At 74.1% G+C, this 16,376-nt stretch carries 15 protein-coding genes; 11 read left to right on the top strand and 4 right to left on the bottom strand.

Annotated elements, in window-relative coordinates; genetic code table 11:
- Nucleotides 1-27: 27 nt before the first annotated feature.
- Both MTO91_RS15510 and MTO91_RS15505 read right to left on the bottom strand, forming a co-directional pair.
- The gene (locus MTO91_RS15510) at nucleotides 28-627 is read right to left on the bottom strand and encodes an MOSC domain-containing protein (protein WP_405416783.1); all 600 of its coding nucleotides are present in this window, start codon (nucleotides 625-627) and stop codon (nucleotides 28-30) included.
- Entirely contained in the window at nucleotides 627-1,775 is a 1,149-nt protein-coding gene (locus MTO91_RS15505) for an alpha/beta hydrolase (RefSeq protein ID WP_405416785.1), read from the bottom strand. The genes MTO91_RS15510 and MTO91_RS15505 overlap by 1 nt, the downstream gene beginning before the upstream one ends.
- 132 nt (nucleotides 1,776-1,907) lie before the next feature.
- Here MTO91_RS15505 and ruvC point away from each other — a divergent pair, with 132 nt between their 5' ends.
- From ruvC to MTO91_RS15465, 8 genes are all read left to right on the top strand, one after another.
- On the top strand, nucleotides 1,908-2,558 hold the full coding sequence (gene ruvC / locus MTO91_RS15500; RefSeq protein ID WP_251782966.1) for a crossover junction endodeoxyribonuclease RuvC: 651 nt from the start codon (nucleotides 1,908-1,910) through the stop codon (nucleotides 2,556-2,558).
- 102 nt (nucleotides 2,559-2,660) lie between these two features.
- Nucleotides 2,661-3,266 (top strand): Holliday junction branch migration protein RuvA, encoded by a 606-nt coding sequence (gene ruvA / locus MTO91_RS15495; protein WP_476651645.1) that lies wholly within the window; start codon nucleotides 2,661-2,663, stop codon nucleotides 3,264-3,266.
- Nucleotides 3,263-4,336 (top strand): Holliday junction branch migration DNA helicase RuvB, encoded by a 1,074-nt coding sequence (gene ruvB / locus MTO91_RS15490; protein ID WP_308215783.1) that lies wholly within the window; start codon nucleotides 3,263-3,265, stop codon nucleotides 4,334-4,336. The genes ruvA and ruvB overlap by 4 nt, the downstream gene beginning before the upstream one ends.
- Before the next feature lie 352 nt (nucleotides 4,337-4,688).
- Nucleotides 4,689-5,063 carry a preprotein translocase subunit YajC gene (gene yajC / locus MTO91_RS15485; RefSeq protein WP_062395704.1) on the top strand — a complete coding sequence of 125 codons (375 nt, stop codon included), beginning with the start codon at nucleotides 4,689-4,691 and terminating at the stop codon, nucleotides 5,061-5,063.
- A gap of 152 nt (nucleotides 5,064-5,215) precedes the next feature.
- Nucleotides 5,216-6,961, top strand: a complete 1,746-nt coding sequence (gene secD / locus MTO91_RS15480; protein ID WP_476651643.1) for a protein translocase subunit SecD — start codon at nucleotides 5,216-5,218, stop codon at nucleotides 6,959-6,961.
- Entirely contained in the window at nucleotides 6,958-8,112 is a 1,155-nt protein-coding gene (gene secF, locus MTO91_RS15475; protein ID WP_251782353.1) for a protein translocase subunit SecF, read from the top strand. Before secD ends, secF begins: the two co-directional genes overlap by 4 nt.
- A complete protein-coding gene (locus MTO91_RS15470) occupies nucleotides 8,109-8,684 on the top strand; it encodes an adenine phosphoribosyltransferase (RefSeq protein ID WP_208823688.1) in 576 nt (191 codons plus the stop codon). Before secF ends, MTO91_RS15470 begins: the two co-directional genes overlap by 4 nt.
- Before the next feature lie 121 nt (nucleotides 8,685-8,805).
- Nucleotides 8,806-11,091: a RelA/SpoT family protein gene (locus MTO91_RS15465; RefSeq protein ID WP_251782968.1), complete on the top strand. Its 2,286-nt coding sequence runs from the start codon at nucleotides 8,806-8,808 to the stop codon at nucleotides 11,089-11,091.
- A 38-nt stretch (nucleotides 11,092-11,129) separates the two neighbouring features.
- Here MTO91_RS15465 and MTO91_RS15460 read toward each other — a convergent pair whose 3' ends face one another.
- Entirely contained in the window at nucleotides 11,130-11,981 is an 852-nt protein-coding gene (locus MTO91_RS15460) for a peptidylprolyl isomerase (RefSeq protein ID WP_476651642.1), read from the bottom strand.
- Between the two features lie 137 nt (nucleotides 11,982-12,118).
- Between MTO91_RS15460 and hisS the strand changes: the two genes are divergently transcribed.
- On the top strand, nucleotides 12,119-13,420 hold the full coding sequence (gene hisS / locus MTO91_RS15455) for a histidine--tRNA ligase (protein WP_174565858.1): 1,302 nt from the start codon (nucleotides 12,119-12,121) through the stop codon (nucleotides 13,418-13,420).
- A gap of 7 nt (nucleotides 13,421-13,427) precedes the next feature.
- Nucleotides 13,428-13,967, top strand: coding sequence for a class I SAM-dependent methyltransferase (locus tag MTO91_RS15450; RefSeq protein WP_208823691.1), 540 nt, complete (start codon nucleotides 13,428-13,430; stop codon nucleotides 13,965-13,967).
- Here the strand turns inward: MTO91_RS15450 and MTO91_RS15445 are convergent, their stop codons facing one another.
- Nucleotides 13,968-15,389: an amidohydrolase family protein gene (locus MTO91_RS15445; protein WP_476651640.1), complete on the bottom strand. Its 1,422-nt coding sequence runs from the start codon at nucleotides 15,387-15,389 to the stop codon at nucleotides 13,968-13,970.
- A gap of 168 nt (nucleotides 15,390-15,557) precedes the next feature.
- Here MTO91_RS15445 and MTO91_RS15440 point away from each other — a divergent pair, with 168 nt between their 5' ends.
- A complete protein-coding gene (locus tag MTO91_RS15440) occupies nucleotides 15,558-16,367 on the top strand; it encodes an IclR family transcriptional regulator domain-containing protein (protein ID WP_346107184.1) in 810 nt (269 codons plus the stop codon).
- The last annotated feature ends 9 nt before the right edge of the window (nucleotides 16,368-16,376 follow it).

The raw sequence follows: 16,376 nt of genomic DNA, 5'->3' as shown, positions 1-16,376 counted from the left end.
GTAGCGTCGCGAACCTCCCACCTGCTGTTACGTCGTCGCGGCGGACGGTGGGGACATCCCGCCGGACGGTCCGTGCCCGGCGTCCGGCGGTACGGCCGTCGCCGGTTCCAGGATCGTCAGCTCGGCCGACCCGAGGCGGAGCACGCCGTCGTCGAGGGGCTCGCAGCGGACACCGCCCCGGCCGCGCAGCGCCGCCCACGCGCCGTCGCCGATCTCGGTGTCCATCCAGCGGCACGGTGCGGCGGCGCGGTGCGCGCGGAAGCGGACCGGCCCGTCGCCGGAATCCAGGGCGAACAGCGCGCCGGTGCCGCCGCGGCCCGGTGCGGCGAGCGCGTCGACCGGGGCGCCGCGCAGGACGACGTTGCGCCGCATCGCCTGCGGGGTCGCGTCGACGGCGTCGCCGAGCACCGCGCGCAGGTGGTCCAGCGACTCCGCGGCCAGGAGGGTCACCGCGGCGCGGGCGTGGGCCGGGCGGCCGGCGTAGCGGTCGCCGACGATCCCGTGGCCGGCACGGACCCGGACCTCGCGGCGCAGCGGTGGCTCCGGGTCGGGCCGGGGCCCGTCCGCGGGCCTGCCCTCGTAGGCGTGCCGGGACGCGGCCAGCAGGGCGGTGACCTCGACCCGCATCAGTTCAGCCCGGTCAGGAACCGGATCACGGCCTCCCGGGTCAGCTGCGCGCCCGGGCTGCCGAAGGGCCGGTCGAAGACGTGGTCGGCGTAGGGGACGGTGACCAGCCTGCCGTCGACCCCCGCGGAGCGGAGCTCCCGGTCGTAGGCGGCGACCCGGTCGGGCAGGACGTAGTGGTCCGCGGAGCCGAGCAGCAGCAGGGTCGGCGGGAGCCCCGGGCGGACCTGCTCGGCGGGGGAGAGCAGCCGCAGCAGGCCCGGAGCCTGGTCGGCGGTGCCGCCGAACAGGGTGCGCTGCAGATCCGGGTCGACCAGCGTCAGGTCGACGGGCGGGTAGTAGGCGACCACGCCGACCGGCGGCGGGCCGGGCGTCGGCGGCGGGGCGTCGGCCGGGCCGGTGCCGCCGTACGCGGCCGGTGCCTCGGAGCACGCCAGCGTCCCGTCGAGCAGCCCGGACGTGGTCGACAGCGCCAGCGTCGCGCCGGCGGACTGCCCGGCCAGCACCAGCCGCGCGGGATCCAGACCCGCCTCGCCCGCGTGCGCGCGGACCCAGTCGACGGCGCACGCGACGTCGCGCTGCTGGTCGCGGCCGACGGGCTCGGGCGGCGGCAGCCGGTAGTCCACCGCCGCGACCGCCCAGCCGCGCTCGGCGAGCCACCGGTTCAGCGCGGTGCGGTCGCCGCGGTCCCCGCTCGTCCACGACCCGCCGTGCACCCACACCATCGTCGGGTGCGGACCGGCGCCGGTCGGCAGGTAGAGGTCCAGCGTGCGGCCGGGGGCGAACTCCACCGACCGGTCCGGCCGCCCGTCGGGCTGGCCCAGCTCGGTCAGCGTCGCCGTCCAGTCCAGCGGGACGCCCTGCTCGGACGCGGCCCGGCCCTGCGCGGCCAGCACCGTGACCGACCCGACGACCGCGGCCAGTGCGAGCACCGCCGTCGCGACTCCGGTGAACCGCGCACCCGCGGCCCGCGCCGCCAGCCCGAACAGGATCCCCAGCACCGCAGCCAGGGCCACGTGCAGCGGGTACGCGCCCGACAGGAACGACCCCGCGAGCCCGATCCCCGGGGTCTCGGGGCGGAAGGTCCCCACCAGCACGACCAGCAGCAGCGCTGCCCACACCCACGCGAGGATCCGGAGGAACGACGTCACCCGCGCACCCTGTCATCCCGGTCCGCCCGGCCCGGCCCGGACCCGCCGGTCCGGCGTGCCCGCACCGGACGGGACCGCCTCCACCGGTACGGTTCTCGAACGGCCGTGCGGATCCGAGGCGAGGGGGACGCGGTGCGGGTGCTCGGGGTCGACCCCGGACTGACGCGGTGCGGGATCGGCGTCGTCGAGGCCGGTGCGGGCCGGACCGTCGGGTTCGTCGACGTCGGTGTCGCCCGCAGCCAGCCGGACCTGCCGCTGGAACGGCGGCTGCTCACCGTCGCCGACGAGGTGGAGCGCTGGGTGGCCCGGCACCGCCCCGACGTGATCGCCGTCGAGCGGGTGTTCAGCCAGAACAACGTCCGCACCGTGATGGGCACCGCGCAGGTCAGCGGGGTCGTCGCGCTCGTCGCCGCACGGGCCGGGCTGCCGGTCGCCTTCCACACCCCCAGCGAGGTCAAGGCCGCCGTCACCGGGGAGGGCCGCGCGGGCAAGGCGCAGGTCACCGCGATGGTCACCCGGCTGCTCGGTCTCGACGCACCCCCGAAGCCCGCCGACGCCGCCGACGCGCTCGCGCTGGCCATCTGCCACTGCTGGCGCTCCCCGATGATCGACCGGATGGCGCAGGCGCAGGCCCGCGCCGAGGAGCTGGCCGCGGTGCACCGGGCCCGGCTCGCCGAGGCGCAGCGGGAGCAGGGCGGCGCCCGGCCCAGCGCCGCCCAGCAGTGGGCCGCGGCCCGCGCGGCCGCCGACGCCCGGTCCGCCGGCGGCTGGGGCGCACGCTGACCCGTCTCGCCCGGTGGTGGCGTGGTGTCGCGTGCGGTTCCGTCGGTGTGGCCCGGTAGCGTCGGTGCCTCGAACGGTCGTTCGTGGGAGGGGGACCTGTCAGTGATCCACTCGGTGCGCGGTCCGGTGCTGGAGATCGGGCTGGACCACGCCGTCGTCGAGGTCGGCGGGGTCGGGCTCGCGGTGTACGCCACGCCCGCCACGCTGGGCGGGCTGCGTCGCGGCGAGGAGGTCCGGCTGCCGACCACGCTGGTGGTGCGCGAGGACTCCCTGACCCTCTACGGGTTCGCCGACGCCGAGGAACGCGAGCTGTTCCTGCTGCTGCAGACCGTGTCCGGGATCGGGACGCGGCTCGCGCTCGCCACGATCGCGGTGCTGGAGCCGGACACGCTGCGCCGCGCACTCGCCGACGGTGACCTCGCCGTCCTCACCCGCATCCCCGGCGTCGGGCGCAAGAGCGCCGAGCGCCTGGTCGTGGAACTGCGCGACAAGGTGACCGCGCCCGTCGCGGTGCCCGCGGGTGCGGTCGCGGCCGCGCCGGCCCCGGTGCTCGGGGTGCGCGAGCAGGTAGTCGAGGCGCTGCTCGGGCTCGGCTTCACCCAGCGCCCGGCCGAGCAGGCCGTGGACGCGGTGCTGGCCCACGCCCCCGACACCGACGCCCGGGACCTGCTGCGGACCGCGCTGTCGAGCCTCGGCAGGTCGCGGTGACCGAGCCCGACCCCTACGCCGGGGTCGACGGGCATCTCGACGAGCGCGCCGTCGATGCCGGGGTCCAGCCCGGGGACACCGACGTCGAGGCGTCGCTGCGGCCCCGGTCGCTGGAGGAGTTCGTGGGGCAGCCACGGGTCCGCGAGCAGCTGCAGCTGGTGCTGGAGGGCGCGCGGCGCCGCGGCGACCCGCCGGACCACATCCTGCTGTCCGGCCCACCCGGACTCGGCAAGACCAGCCTCGCCATGATCATCGCCCAGGAGATGGGCGCCGCGATCCGGCTGACGTCGGGCCCCGCGCTGGAGCGGGCGGGGGACCTCGCCGCGATGCTGTCCAACCTCGTGCCCGGCGACGTGCTGTTCATCGACGAGATCCACCGCACCGCCCGCCCCGCCGAGGAGATGCTCTACCTCGCGATGGAGGACTTCCGGGTCGACGTGGTGGTCGGCAAGGGCCCGGGTGCCACCTCGATCCCGCTCGACGTCGCACCGTTCACCCTGGTCGGAGCCACGACGCGGGCCGGATCGCTGACCGGTCCGCTGCGTGACCGGTTCGGGTTCACCGGGCAGATGGAGTTCTACGACGTCCCCGAGCTGGACCGCGTGCTCCGCCGGGCCGCCGGGATCCTCGGCATCGACCTGCGCGCGGACGGCGCGGCCGAGATCGCCGGGCGCTGCCGCGGCACCCCGCGGGTGGCGAACCGGCTCCTGCGCCGGGTCCGCGACTACGCCGAGGTCCGCGCGGACGGCGTGGTCACCCGGGAGGTCGCCCGCGACGCGCTGGCCGTCTACGACGTCGACGAGCTCGGCCTCGACCGGCTCGACCGCGCCGTGCTCGGCGCGCTGGTCCGCTCCTTCCACGGCGGCCCGGTCGGCGTCTCGACCCTCGCCGTCGCCGTGGGGGAGGAGCCGGGGACCGTCGAGGAGGTCTGCGAGCCCTACCTGGTGCGGGCCGGGATGATCGCCCGCACCCCGCGCGGGCGGGTCGCGACCCCGCTGGCCTGGACCCACCTCGGGCTGACCCCACCCGCGGACGCACCGGCCGGGCACCGGGTCGACCCGCTGTTCTGACCCGGTGTGCCGTCGGGGCACCGGAGTGCGCGGGCCGCCTCACATGGGAGGATCCGGACGGACCGAACGGATCGGGCACCGCCCGGCCGGGACCACGGGCACCCTGGTGTCCGCACACCGCGCGGAGTCCTCCGGACACCGCGTGCCCGGCGGGCGTCCTGATGCGGGCGTACCGGAACGATCCGGGCGTCCGGCTCGTTCCGGGGCGTGTCGGGCAGCCGGCGGGCCCCGGGTGACGCCGTTCGGCCCGTCGCACTGCGACGAGCGGTCCGCCTCCGGGAGGGGGCCGGCCGTCGGTGTCGGTCCCGGCTGGCACACTCACGATTACGAGACGAGACGGAGACCCCGCACGATGACTTCAATCCTCGCCCAGCAGGCCGGTGGCGGCTCGAGCATCTTCTCCCTGCTGCCGTTCCTCATCATCCTGCTGCTGTTCGTGCCGTTGTTCCTGAACGGCCGCAAGCAGCGCAGGCAGATGGCGGAGACGCAGGCGATGCAGCAGGCACTGGAGGACGGCGACGTCGTCGTCACCACGTCCGGGCTGCGGGGCACCATCGTCGACGCCTCGTACGAGGACACGATCGACCTCGAGATCGCCGACGGCGTGGTCACCACCTGGCTGCGTGCGGCGATCCGGGAGAAGGTCGCGACCGACGAGGCGACGGAGGAGACCGTCGCCGAGCCGGCCGACAAGGACGCGTCGGAGAACAAGCCGACCATCCACTGAGCACGTCGGGAGCGGGCCGGACGGCCCGTTCCGGCGGCCCCGGCGTCCGTACCGGGCCCGGCCGCGGCTCCGCCGCACCGGCCCGGTGGGACGGCGACCGACCGTGAGGCCGGCCGCGGCCGCCGCACGAGTCGGATCAGGAGAACGATCACGTGGCAACGTCGTCGGGGCAGCAGCACCTGCGCCCCTGGCGCTACCTGACGGCCTTCGCAGGCATCGTCGTGGTGCTGTACGCCCTGGTGTTCCTCACCGGGGGCGGCAACCTCACGCCGAAGCTGGGCATCGACCTGCAGGGTGGCACCCGGGTCACGCTCACCGCCCGCACCACCGACGGGCAGCCGCCGCCGCGTGACCAGCTGATCCAGGCCCAGGACATCATCGAGCAGCGCGTCAACGGGCTCGGTGTCAGCGGCGCCGAGGTCCAGCTGGACGGCAGCAACATCGTCATCACCGTCCCCGGCGACGCCGGCGAGCAGGCCCGTTCCCTGGGCCAGACCGCGCAGCTGCGCTTCCGCGAGGTGCTGCAGGGCCCCGTTCCCGCGAACCAGGCCGCCGGGCAGCAGCCCGCGCCGGGCCAGGACGCGCAGTCCGGCCAGGCTCCCGCGAGCAAGGCCCCCGCGAGCCCCGCCCCGGCGCAGCCGCAGGGCATGGGCGAGCAGAGCCGTCCCGTCGCGCCGGTCGCGCAGGTCTCGCCGCTGCAGGACCCGCCGCCGACACCCGTACCGTCCCCGACGCCGAGCCCGGGCGGGCTCGCGCCGGACGACCCGCGCGTCGCCGCCGAGGTCACGAAGCTCCGCGAGACCCGGCAGAGCACCGACCAGGCCACCCAGCTGCAGGCGCTGTTGACCCTGGACTGCAACGCCCCCGACCCGCTGCAGGGCTACGACGACCCGACCAGGCCGCTGGTCGCATGCAGCGAGGATAAGCAGAACAAGTACCTGCTCGGCCCGTCCTTCCTGGAGGGCACCGAGATCGCCTCCGCGCAGGCCGCACAGGATCAGCGGGGGGCCGGCTACGTCGTGGACCTGACGTTCAAGCCCCGTGGTACGGAGATCTGGGCCGACTACACCACGACGAATCGTGGCAAGGCCGTCGGGTTCACGCTCGATACCGAAGTCGCTTCGGTGGCAACAATCAATGAGCCAATCTATGGAAATACCCAAATCTCCGGGCAGTTTAGTCAGGAGCGGGCCCAGGACCTCGCTCGAACATTGCGTTACGGCTCGCTGCCGCTGTCGTTCGACTCCGGCAACGCCCAGACCGTCTCCGCCAGCCTCGGGCTGGCCTCGCTGGAGGCCGGGCTCATCGCCGGTGCCGTCGGCCTGGCGCTGGTGTTCGCCTACTGCCTGTTCTACTACCGGCTGCTCGGCATCCTGACGATCCTGTCGCTGGCCCTGTCCGGCCTGGTCGTCTACGCGGTGCTGATCCTGCTCGGGCGCTGGATCGGGTTCACCCTGGACCTGGCGGGCGTCGCCGGGTTCATCATCGCCATCGGCATCACGGCCGACTCGTTCGTCATCTTCTTCGAACGGCTCAAGGACGAGATGCGGGACGGCCGCACGTTCCGCTCGGCCGTCCCGCGGTCCTGGGAGCGGGCGCGGCGCACGATCCTCACCGCCGACGCGGTCAGCTTCCTCGCCGCCGCGGTGCTCTACATCCTGGCCGTCGGCGAGGTCCGCGGCTTCGCGTTCACCCTGGGCATGTCCACGGTCCTCGACCTCGTCGTCGTGTTCCTCGTGACGTTCCCGCTGGTCGTGCTCATCTCCCGGTCCAGGTCGCTGGGCAGGCCCGGGCTGTCCGGGCTCGCCGCGGTCGACCGGATCGGGTCGCGGCACCGCCGTGAGAAGCCGGCCGTCGGCAGGCGCGCGGCCACCACCGGGAAGGGAGCGGGCGCATGACGAACCCCGAGTCGCTGTCGGGCTGGACCCGGCTCACCACCGGCACCGCGAACGTCGACATCATCGGCCGCCGGAAGACCTGGTACATCGGCTTCGGCGTGCTCATCGCCGTCTGCGTGCTGTCGCTGGTCTTCCGGGGCTTCAACCTCGGGATCGACTTCACCGGCGGCTCGCAGATCCAGCTGCCCGCCACCGGGGCGAACGGCACGATCAGCACCCAGCAGGTCGACCGGGTCTACGAAGGCGTGATCGGTTTCGCGCCCGAGGTCACCCAGTCCGTCGGGTCCGGCGACGCCGCGTCGATCGTGCTGCAGTCCGAGCCGCTGACCCCCGAGCAGCTTGTGCCGCTGCGCGAGGCGCTGTTCACCCAGCTGCAGCCGCTCGGCGCGGACGGCACCCCGAGCGCCGCCTCGATCAGCGACTCGCAGGTCTCGGGCACCTGGGGCGGCGAGGTCACCACGCAGGCGCTGATCGCGCTGGCGGTGTTCATCGTCCTGGTCACGCTGTTCCTGGCGTTCTACTTCGAGCGGGCGATGGCCGCCGCGGCGCTGATCGCGCTCGTCAACGACATCGTCGTGACCGCCGGGGTGTACTCGATCATCGGGCTGGAGGTCACCCCGGCCACCGTGATCGGTCTGCTGACCATCCTCGGGTTCTCGCTCTACGACACCGTCGTCGTGTTCGACAAGGTCCGGGAGAACTCCCGCGGGCTGCTGAAGCTGACCCGGCGCACCTACGCCGAGGCCGCGAACCTCGCGCTGAACCAGACGCTGATGCGGTCGATGAACACCTCGCTCATCGCGATCCTGCCGGTGCTCGGCCTGCTCGTGATCGGTGTCGGTCTGCTCGGTGTCGGCACGCTGGCCGACCTGGCACTGGTGCAGCTGGTCGGCATGATCACCGGTGTCGTCTCCTCGCTGCTGCTGGCCACCCCGGTCCTGGTGGACATCAAGCTGCGCGACAAGCGGGTCCGCGACCAGGCCGCCCGGGTCGAGGCGCGTCGTGCCCGCGCGGCCGGCCGGGGCGGGACGGCCTCGGACGTCGAGGACGATCCGGCCACCGATACCCTCGCCGCCGTGAGCTCCTCCGCACCCGCCGCCCCGCGGCCCGGCGCCCGCCCGACCGGCAAGACCGGACGGCGTCGCGGATGAGCGGGGCACAGGTCGACGGCATCCGGGTCGGGCCCGGGATCACCGGGGACTCCGCGGACGACCTGCTCCGGGTCGCCGAGCTGGTCCGCTCGGTACCCGACTACCCGCAGCCCGGGGTGCTGTTCCGTGACATCACCCCGGTGCTGGCGCACGGGGAGTCCTTCGCGACCGTCACCACCGAGCTGGCCGCCAACGCGGGCGAGGCGGACCTGGTGGTCGGGGTGGAGGCGCGCGGGTTCCTGCTCGGTGCCGCCGTCGCGCTCGTCGCCGGGGTCGGTACCGTGCCGGTCCGCAAGGCGGGCAAGCTGCCCGCGGTCGCCGCGTCGCGCAGCTACGACCTGGAGTACGGCAGCGCCACCCTGGAGCTGCCGGCCGGGGTCGTCGAGCCGGGCACGCGGGTCTACGTGGTCGACGACGTGCTCGCCACCGGCGGCACCGCCGCGGCCGCCTGCGCCCTGCTGGCCGACGCCGGGGCCGAGGTCGTCGGGTTCGGCACGCTGCTGGAGCTGGCCGCGCTGAACGGCCGGGCGAAGCTGGGTGACCTGCGGATCGACGCCCTGCTGAACGCCTGACCACGACGGGCCCCGATTCGCGGACTATCCTCGGACCCGGGACCCTTCCCGCCACCGAGCACGAGCAGGAGGTGCGGTGACCGAGGTCGACCGGACCGGCGCCCATCCGGCCACGCGCCCGCTGACGCCCGACGACGAGCCGCCGCGCCCGTCCGCGACCCGCCGGGTCCGTGCCCGCATCGCCCGGCGGATGACGCCGCAGCGCGTCGCCATCGTGACCCCGGTGCTGGAGCCGCTCGCCGCGGTCCACCGCTCGCTGCACCCCAAGGCCGACCTGGTGCTGCTCCAGCGCGCCTACGACGTCGCCGAGGACAAGCACGACGGCCAGACCCGCAAGTCCGGGGACCCCTACATCACCCACCCGCTCGCCGTCTCCACGATCCTGGCCGAGCTGGGCATGGACACCACGACGCTGGTCGCGGCCCTGCTGCACGACACCGTCGAGGACACCGACTACTCACTGGAGCGGCTGCGCGCCGACTTCGGCGACGAGGTCGCGCACCTCGTCGACGGCGTCACCAAGCTGGACAAGGTCGAGTTCGGCTCCGCCGCGGAGGCCGAGACGATCCGCAAGATGGTCGTCGCGATGGCCCGGGACCCGCGGGTGCTGGTCATCAAGCTGTCCGACCGGCTGCACAACATGCGCACGATGCGCTTCCTGCGCCCGGAGAAGCAGGTCAAGAAGGCCAACGAGACCCTCGAGGTGTTCGCCCCGCTCGCGCACCGCCTCGGCATGGCCACGGTGAAGCTGGAGCTGGAGGACCTGTCCTTCGCGATCCTGCAGCCCAAGAAGTACCAGGAGATCGTCCGGCTGGTCGCCGACCGGGCGCCGTCGCGCGACACCTACCTGCGCCAGGTCATCGACGAGGTGTCCGCGCAGCTGGACTCCGCGCGGATCCCGGCCAAGGTCGAGGGCCGACCGAAGCACTACTACTCGATCTACCGCAAGATGATCGTCAAGGGCCGCGACTTCGACGACATCCACGACCTCGTCGGGGTCCGGGTGCTCGTCGACGAGGTGCGCGACTGCTACGCCGCGATCGGCATGGTGCACGCGCTGTGGCAGCCGATGCCCGGGCGGTTCAAGGACTACATCGCCCAGCCCCGGTTCGGCGTCTACCAGTCGCTGCACACCACGGTGATCGGGCCGGACGGCAAGCCCCTCGAGGTGCAGATCCGCACCCACGCCATGCATCGCACCGCCGAGTACGGCATCGCCGCGCACTGGCGGTACAAGGAGGTCAAGGGCGGCGGCAACAAGGAGGTCGAGGTCGAGGAGATGGCGTGGATGCGCCAGCTGCTCGACTGGCAGCGCGAGGCCGCCGACCCCGGCGAGTTCCTCGACTCGCTGCGCTTCGACCTCGCGGCGCGGGAGATCTTCGTCTTCACCCCGAAGGGCGACGTCGTCACCCTGCCCACCGGCTCCACCCCGATCGACCTGGCCTACGCCGTGCACACCGAGGTCGGGCACCGTTGCATCGGCTCCCGGGTCAACGGCAAGCTCGTCGCCCTGGAGCGGCAGCTGTCCTCCGGCGACGTCGTGGAGATCTTCACCTCCAAGGCCGAGGACGCCGGGCCGTCGCGGGACTGGCTGCAGATCGCGAAGTCCCCGCGGGCCAAGGCCAAGATCAAGCAGTGGTTCGCCAAGGAGCGCCGCGAGGAGGCCGTCGAGGAGGGCAAGGAGGCCATCACGCGGGAGGCCCGCCGCACCGGGATGCCGCTGCAGCGGCTCATCTCCGGCGACGCGATGTCCGCGCTCGCCCGGGAGATGCACTACTCCGACGTCTCCGCGCTCTACGCCGCCGTCGGCGAGCACCAGGCCAGCGCCCAGCACGTCGTGCAGCGTCTCGTCGCGTGGTTCGGCGGCGAGGAGGAGGCCGAGGAGGAGCTCGCCGAGCGGGCGACGCCGTCGACGGTCCGCCACCGGCGTCCGTCGGGCAACGCCGGCGTCGTCGTCAGCGGCGAGGACGGGCAGGCCCTCGGCGACCTCTACATCAAGCTCGCCCGCTGCTGCACCCCGGTGCCGGGCGACGAGATCCTCGGGTTCGTCACCCGCGGCGGCGGGATCAGCGTGCACCGCACCGACTGCACCAACGCCGGGGACCTCACCGCGCGCGAGGAGCGGCTGGTCGACGTGACCTGGTCGGTGTCGCCGGAGTCGGTGTTCCTGGTCGCGATCCAGGTCGAGGCGCTCGACCGGCACCGGCTGCTGTCCGACGTCACGAAGGTCCTGGCCGACGAGAAGGTCAACATCCTCTCGGCGACGACGACCACCTCCCGCGACCGCGTCGCGATCTCCCGGTTCTCCTTCGAGATGGGCGACCCGAAGCACCTCGGGCACCTGCTCCACGCGGTGCGCAACATCGAGGGCGTCTACGACGTCTACCGGGTCACCAGCGCGGCCTGACCCCGGCCCGCCCCACCCGGGGCGGACCGGGGAGCCGGTCAGCCGAGGGTGGTGCGCTGGATCTCGACCGGGATGCTCGGCACGCCGTCACCGGAGCCGACGGACTCGCCGCCCTTGGCGACCTTGTCCAGCGTCGCGAGGCCCTCGGAGCCGATGGAGCCGAACACGGTGTAGCTCGGCGGCAGCTGGGCGTCGCCGTAGATCATGAAGAACTGGCTGCCGTTGGTGTCCGGGCCGGCGTTGGCCATCGCGAGCAGCCCGCGGCCGTAGGTGAGACCGGGGAACACCTCGTCGGCGAACGAGTAGCCGGGGCCGCCGCGCCCGCTGCCGCTCGGGTCACCGCACTGGAGCACCTGCAGGCCGGGGCTGGTCGTCAGCCGGTGGCAGGAGGTCCCGTCGAAGTAGCCCTGCCGCGCCAGGCTCTCGAAGCTCTTGACCGTGCACGGCGCCAGGCCGCGGTCGAGCGTCAGGTCGATCGGGCCCGCGCTGGTCTGCAGATCTGCCGTGACCGTCCCCTGGGCCGGGGTGGAGCCGGCCGCCGGCGGGTTCACCGGCTTCGAGGCGGGCTCGGGGGACGTCGGGTAGGTGCAGTCCACCGACGCCGGCAGGGCCGTCGGGCGCGTGGGCAGCGGCACCGTCGGCCGACCGGCGGTGTCCGGGCCGTCCCCGGCGGGCGCCGGCGCCGCGGCGCTCTGCCCGGGGTCGTCGGGACCGCCCCAGGCCGAGGTCAGCGCGTACACCCCGACCGCGGCCAGCACCACGACCAGCACCGTCACGACGGCCGCGATCGTCGTGTTCCGCTTGCGCTGCTGCTGCCGCTGCGCCCGGCGGGCCTGCTGCGCCTCCAGCTTGCGCTTGGCCGCCTCCCGGCGCTGCTCGTTCGTCGCCACGTCCCGCCCAACTCCCTGACTTGATCACTCGTACGCGCGGTGAGGGTATCGGGGCGACCTGGGGCGAAAGCTGAGAGACACCGGTTCTAGGCTGGGAGGACCCCCGACATGATCCCCGGAGAGGACGTGCAGCAACCGTGACCGCCACCGAGCCGCAGGTGGGCCGGGCCCGCAGGCCCGAGCCGTTCGCCGCGCCGAAGGGCATCCCCGAGTACCTCCCGCCGTCCTCGGCCGGGTTCGTGCACGTGCGGGACACCCTCGCCGCCGCCGCCGAGCGCGCCGGGTACGGCCACATCGAGCTGCCCGTGTTCGAGGACACCGGCCTCTACGCCCGCGGGGTGGGGGAGTCCACCGACGTCGTCTCCAAGGAGATGTACACCTTCGCCGACCGCGGCGACCGCTCGGTGACGCTGCGCCCCGAGGGCACCGCCGGTGTGGTCCGCTCGGTGATCGAGCACAACCTTGACAAGCAGGGCCTGCCGGTCAAGCTCCGCTACGCGGGCCCCTTCTTCCGCTACGAGCGGCCCCAGGCCGGGCGCTACCGGCAACTCCAGCAGGTCGGCGTCGAGGCGATCGGGGTGGACGACGCAGGCCTGGACGCCGAGGTCATCGCGATCGCCGACGAGGGCTTCAAGGCCCTCGGCCTGACCGGCTACCGGCTGGAGATCACCTCGCTCGGCGACGCCGAGTGCCGGCCGGCCTACCGGGAGCGGCTGCAGGAGTTCCTGGCCGGGCTCGACCTCGACGAGGCGACCCGGGCCCGGGCGGAGATCAACCCGCTGCGCGTGCTCGACGACAAGCGCCCCGAGGTCCGCGCCGCGATGGCCGACGCGCCGCTGCTGATGGACCACCTGTCCGACGCCGCCGCCGACCACCACGCCCGGGTGCTCGCCCACCTCGACGACCTCGGCGTCGCCTACACACCGAACCCGCGCATGGTCCGCGGCCTGGACTACTACACCAAGACCACCTTCGAGTTCGTCCACGACGGCCTCGGCGCGCAGTCCGGCATCGGTGGTGGCGGCCGCTACGACGGCCTGATGGCGACCCTCGGCGGCCCCGAGCTGTCCGGCGTCGGGTTCGGCATCGGCGTCGACCGCACGCTGCTCGCCTGCCGCGCCGAAGGTGTGCAGCCCTGGTCGGACGCCCGCGTCGAGGTGTTCGGGGTGTCCCTCGGCGCCGCCGCGCAGCGCCGCCTGGTCGTGGTCGCCGCGCAGCTGCGGGCACGCGGCCTGCGGGTCGACCTGGCCTACGGCGGCCGGGGGCTCAAGGGCGCGATGAAGTCCGCCGACCGGTCCGGCGCGCGGTTCGCGCTGGTCCTGGGGGACCGGGACCTGGAGAACGGCACCGTCGGGCTGAAGGACCTCGTCTCCGGCGAGCAGCAGGACGTCCCGCTGGACGCGGTCACCGACGCCGTCGTGACCGCCCTGGCGGGCTGAGGCCGCGGTGGCGGCCTCGGACCGCGAACGCTGGGACGCCCGGCACACCGCCGCGGGGGCCGGGTCGCCGCTCCCGCCGGACGCGCTGCGCGGGCGCACGGACCTGCTCCCGTCCTCGGGCCGGGCGCTGGACGTGGCCTGCGGGCGCGGCGCGGTCGCGGTGTGGCTGGCGATGCAGGGGCTCGACGTCGTCGCCGTCGACGTGTCCCCGGCCGGGCTCGCCGCGGGCGCCGGGCTGGCCGCCGCCCACGACGTACGGGTGCGCTGGGTGGAGGCCGACCTCGACGCCGGCTTCCCCCGCGACGACGACCGCTACGACGTCGTCGTCTGCCAGCGGTTCCGCGACCCGGCGCTCTACCCGGCGCTGCGTGCCGCGCTCGCGCCGGGCGGGCTGCTGGTGGTCACGGTGCTGTCCGAGGTCGGCGACACGGGCGGCCCGTTCCGGGCGGTGCCCGGTGAGCTGACCGCCGCGTTCGCCGGCCTCGAGGTCCTCGCCCACGGCGAGGGCGACGGGGAGGCGCACCTGGTCGCCCGCCTCCCCGCCTGATCAGCCGCCGTGCGTGGCCGCGCTGCGGTAGTCGGTGTAGGTGTAGGGATTGTCGAGGACCTCGGTCTCGGGGATATCGGGGTTCATCCCGGCTTGCCAGGCCGCCTCGCCCATCGTGGCGCGCAGGTGCTCGACGGTGGCGGTGACCGCGGTCCGCGCGGCGACGAGGTCGACGTCGACCAGGCGCCCGTCGCGCTTCACCACGCGCCCGTCCACCAGCACGGTGTGCACGTCGCCGCGCTGGGCCTGGAACGCGACGTGACCGTGCGGGTTGAGCAGCGGGAACGACACCGGTGAGTGGTCGTTGCGCAGCAGCACCAGGTCGGCCTTCTTGCCGACCTCGACCGAGCCGAGGTCGGACTCGCGCCCGATCGCGCGGGCCCCGCCGCGGGTCGCCCACTCCACGACCTGCTCGGCCCGCAGCGACGAGTGGGTGACGGTGTCCCCGCGCGCGTGTGCCTCCAGGTGCTCGCGGGACCGGTCGGCGCCCAGCGTGCTGCGCATCGCCGAGAACAGGTCCGCGCTCCACCACATCGAGGTGTCCATCGACAGCGACACCGGGATCCCGTGCTCGCGCAGCGCCCAGGTGGGCGGGTAGCCCTGACCGGCGCTCTGCTCGCTCTCGGTGGACACCGACACCGAGCCGCCGGTCGCGGCGATCCGGTGGTAGGAGTCGGCGGACAGGGTCGCGGCGTGCACGTAGACGGTGTCCGGCCCGGCGAAGCCGTGCTCGTGCATCAGCCGGACGCCGTCGTCGTTGGTCGCGCCCCACACCCCGGCGTGCGTGGTGACGCCGACGCCGAGCTCGCGGGCCACCTCGAACGCGGGGCGCTCGGGGAACGCGGGGTCACCGGTGACGTCGAAGGCGAGCTGGAAGCCGAGCATGTCGTCGCCGGGGGTGATGCGCCGGGACACGAACTCGCGGAACCCGGGGTCGGCGGTCCAGTTCGCGGGGGCGTCGTGGATGTTGCCGTAGGCGAGCACGAACCGGCCCGCGGTGGCGGTCAGGGCGTCGACGGCGGCGTCCGCGTGCTGCGGGGTCTGCAGCCCGTGCGACCAGTCGACGGTGGTGGTGACGCCCGCGTCGAGCGCCTCGAGCGCGGCGAGCAGGTTGCCCGCGTGGACGTCCTCCGGCCGGAAGATCTTCCCCCACTCCAGGTAGTTCCACACGAAGTACTGGGTCAGCGTCCAGTCGGCGCCGTAGCCACGCAGCGAGGTCTGCCACATGTGCCGGTGGGTGTCGATCATGCCGGGCATCACGATGCCCCCGGCCGCGTCGATCTCCTCGGTGCCCTCGGGCACCGCCAGGCCCACCCCGACCGCGGCGATCCGGTCACCGGTCACCAGGACGTCGTGACCGGACAGGACCGTCCGGCCCGCATCGACGGTCAGGACGGTCGCGTTGCGGAAGACGACGCTCATCGGCGTACTCCTCGATCGGCCGGACGGACGTCCGCTGTGCGGACACCCTGGAACGGCGGTCACTGTCGCGCACCCTCGTTGTGCTGTCAACGTCCGGGCGGGGGCCTGCGTCGGGTCGGTCGGCCGCGGCCTGTCCGCAGGGCGGACACGAGGGGCTACCGTGGCGCCATGCCACGCGACGGGACCGGCCCGGACTTCATCGAGGCGCTCGCCCGCGGCCTGGAGGTGATCACCGCGTTCCGGCCCGGCCGGCCGGAGATGACCCTGGCCGACCTCGCCGCGGCGACCGGGCTCGCCCGGCCGACCGTGCGCCGGGTGCTGCTCACCCTCGCCGAGCTCGGCTACGTCCGCGCCTGCGAGCGCGGGTACACGCTCACCCCGCGGGTGCTCGACCTCGGGGTCGCCTACGTCCGCTCCACCGGGCTGTGGGACGTCGCGCGTCCGCACCTGGAGCGCCTGGTCGAGCGCACCCACGAGTCCTGCTCGATCGCCCAGCTCGACGGCAGCGACATCGTCTACGTCGCGCGGGTCGCGGTGCCCAAGATCGTCGCGCTCTCGGTCCAGATCGGGACCCGGTTCCCGGCGGCGTCGACCTCGCTGGGGAAGGTGCAGCTCGCCGCGCTGGCCCCCGACGAGCTGGAACGCGTGCTGGCCGAGCCGTCGCGCTCCGGGCTCACCCCGCGCCGCGACCCCGACCCGGCCGAGCGCGTGGCCGAGCTGCGCGAGGTCCGCGCCCGCGGCTGGGCGCTCACCGACGAGCAGCTCGCGCCCGGCATCCGCTCGGTCGCCGCGCCCCTCCGCGACGGCGAGGGCCGGGTGATCGCCGGGGTCAACGTCAACTGCCACGCCGCGGAGACCTCGCTGGAGACCCTGCTCGAACACCATCTGCCGCTGCTGCTGCAGACCGCGGGCGACATCAGCGCCGACTTCGCCCGGCTCGCCACCGCCCCGCACGTGACGGTGTCCGCCCCCGCTTGACCTCCCGGC

The sequence above is a fragment of the Pseudonocardia sp. 2-7 genome (assembly GCF_056341085.1).
This window is presented reverse-complemented; position numbering and strand designations above follow the sequence as displayed.

Coding starts and splice junctions, on each gene's coding strand:
- MTO91_RS15510 (WP_405416783.1), bottom strand. CDS start 627: ATGCGGGTCGAGGTCACCGCCCTGCTGGCCGCGTCCCGGCACGCCTAC.
- yajC (WP_062395704.1), top strand. CDS start 4,689: ATGACTTCAATCCTCGCCCAGCAGGCCGGTGGCGGCTCGAGCATCTTC.
- secF (WP_251782353.1), top strand. CDS start 6,958: ATGACGAACCCCGAGTCGCTGTCGGGCTGGACCCGGCTCACCACCGGC.
- MTO91_RS15470 (WP_208823688.1), top strand. CDS start 8,109: ATGAGCGGGGCACAGGTCGACGGCATCCGGGTCGGGCCCGGGATCACC.
- MTO91_RS15445 (WP_476651640.1), bottom strand. CDS start 15,389: ATGAGCGTCGTCTTCCGCAACGCGACCGTCCTGACCGTCGATGCGGGC.
- MTO91_RS15440 (WP_346107184.1), top strand. CDS start 15,558: ATGCCACGCGACGGGACCGGCCCGGACTTCATCGAGGCGCTCGCCCGC.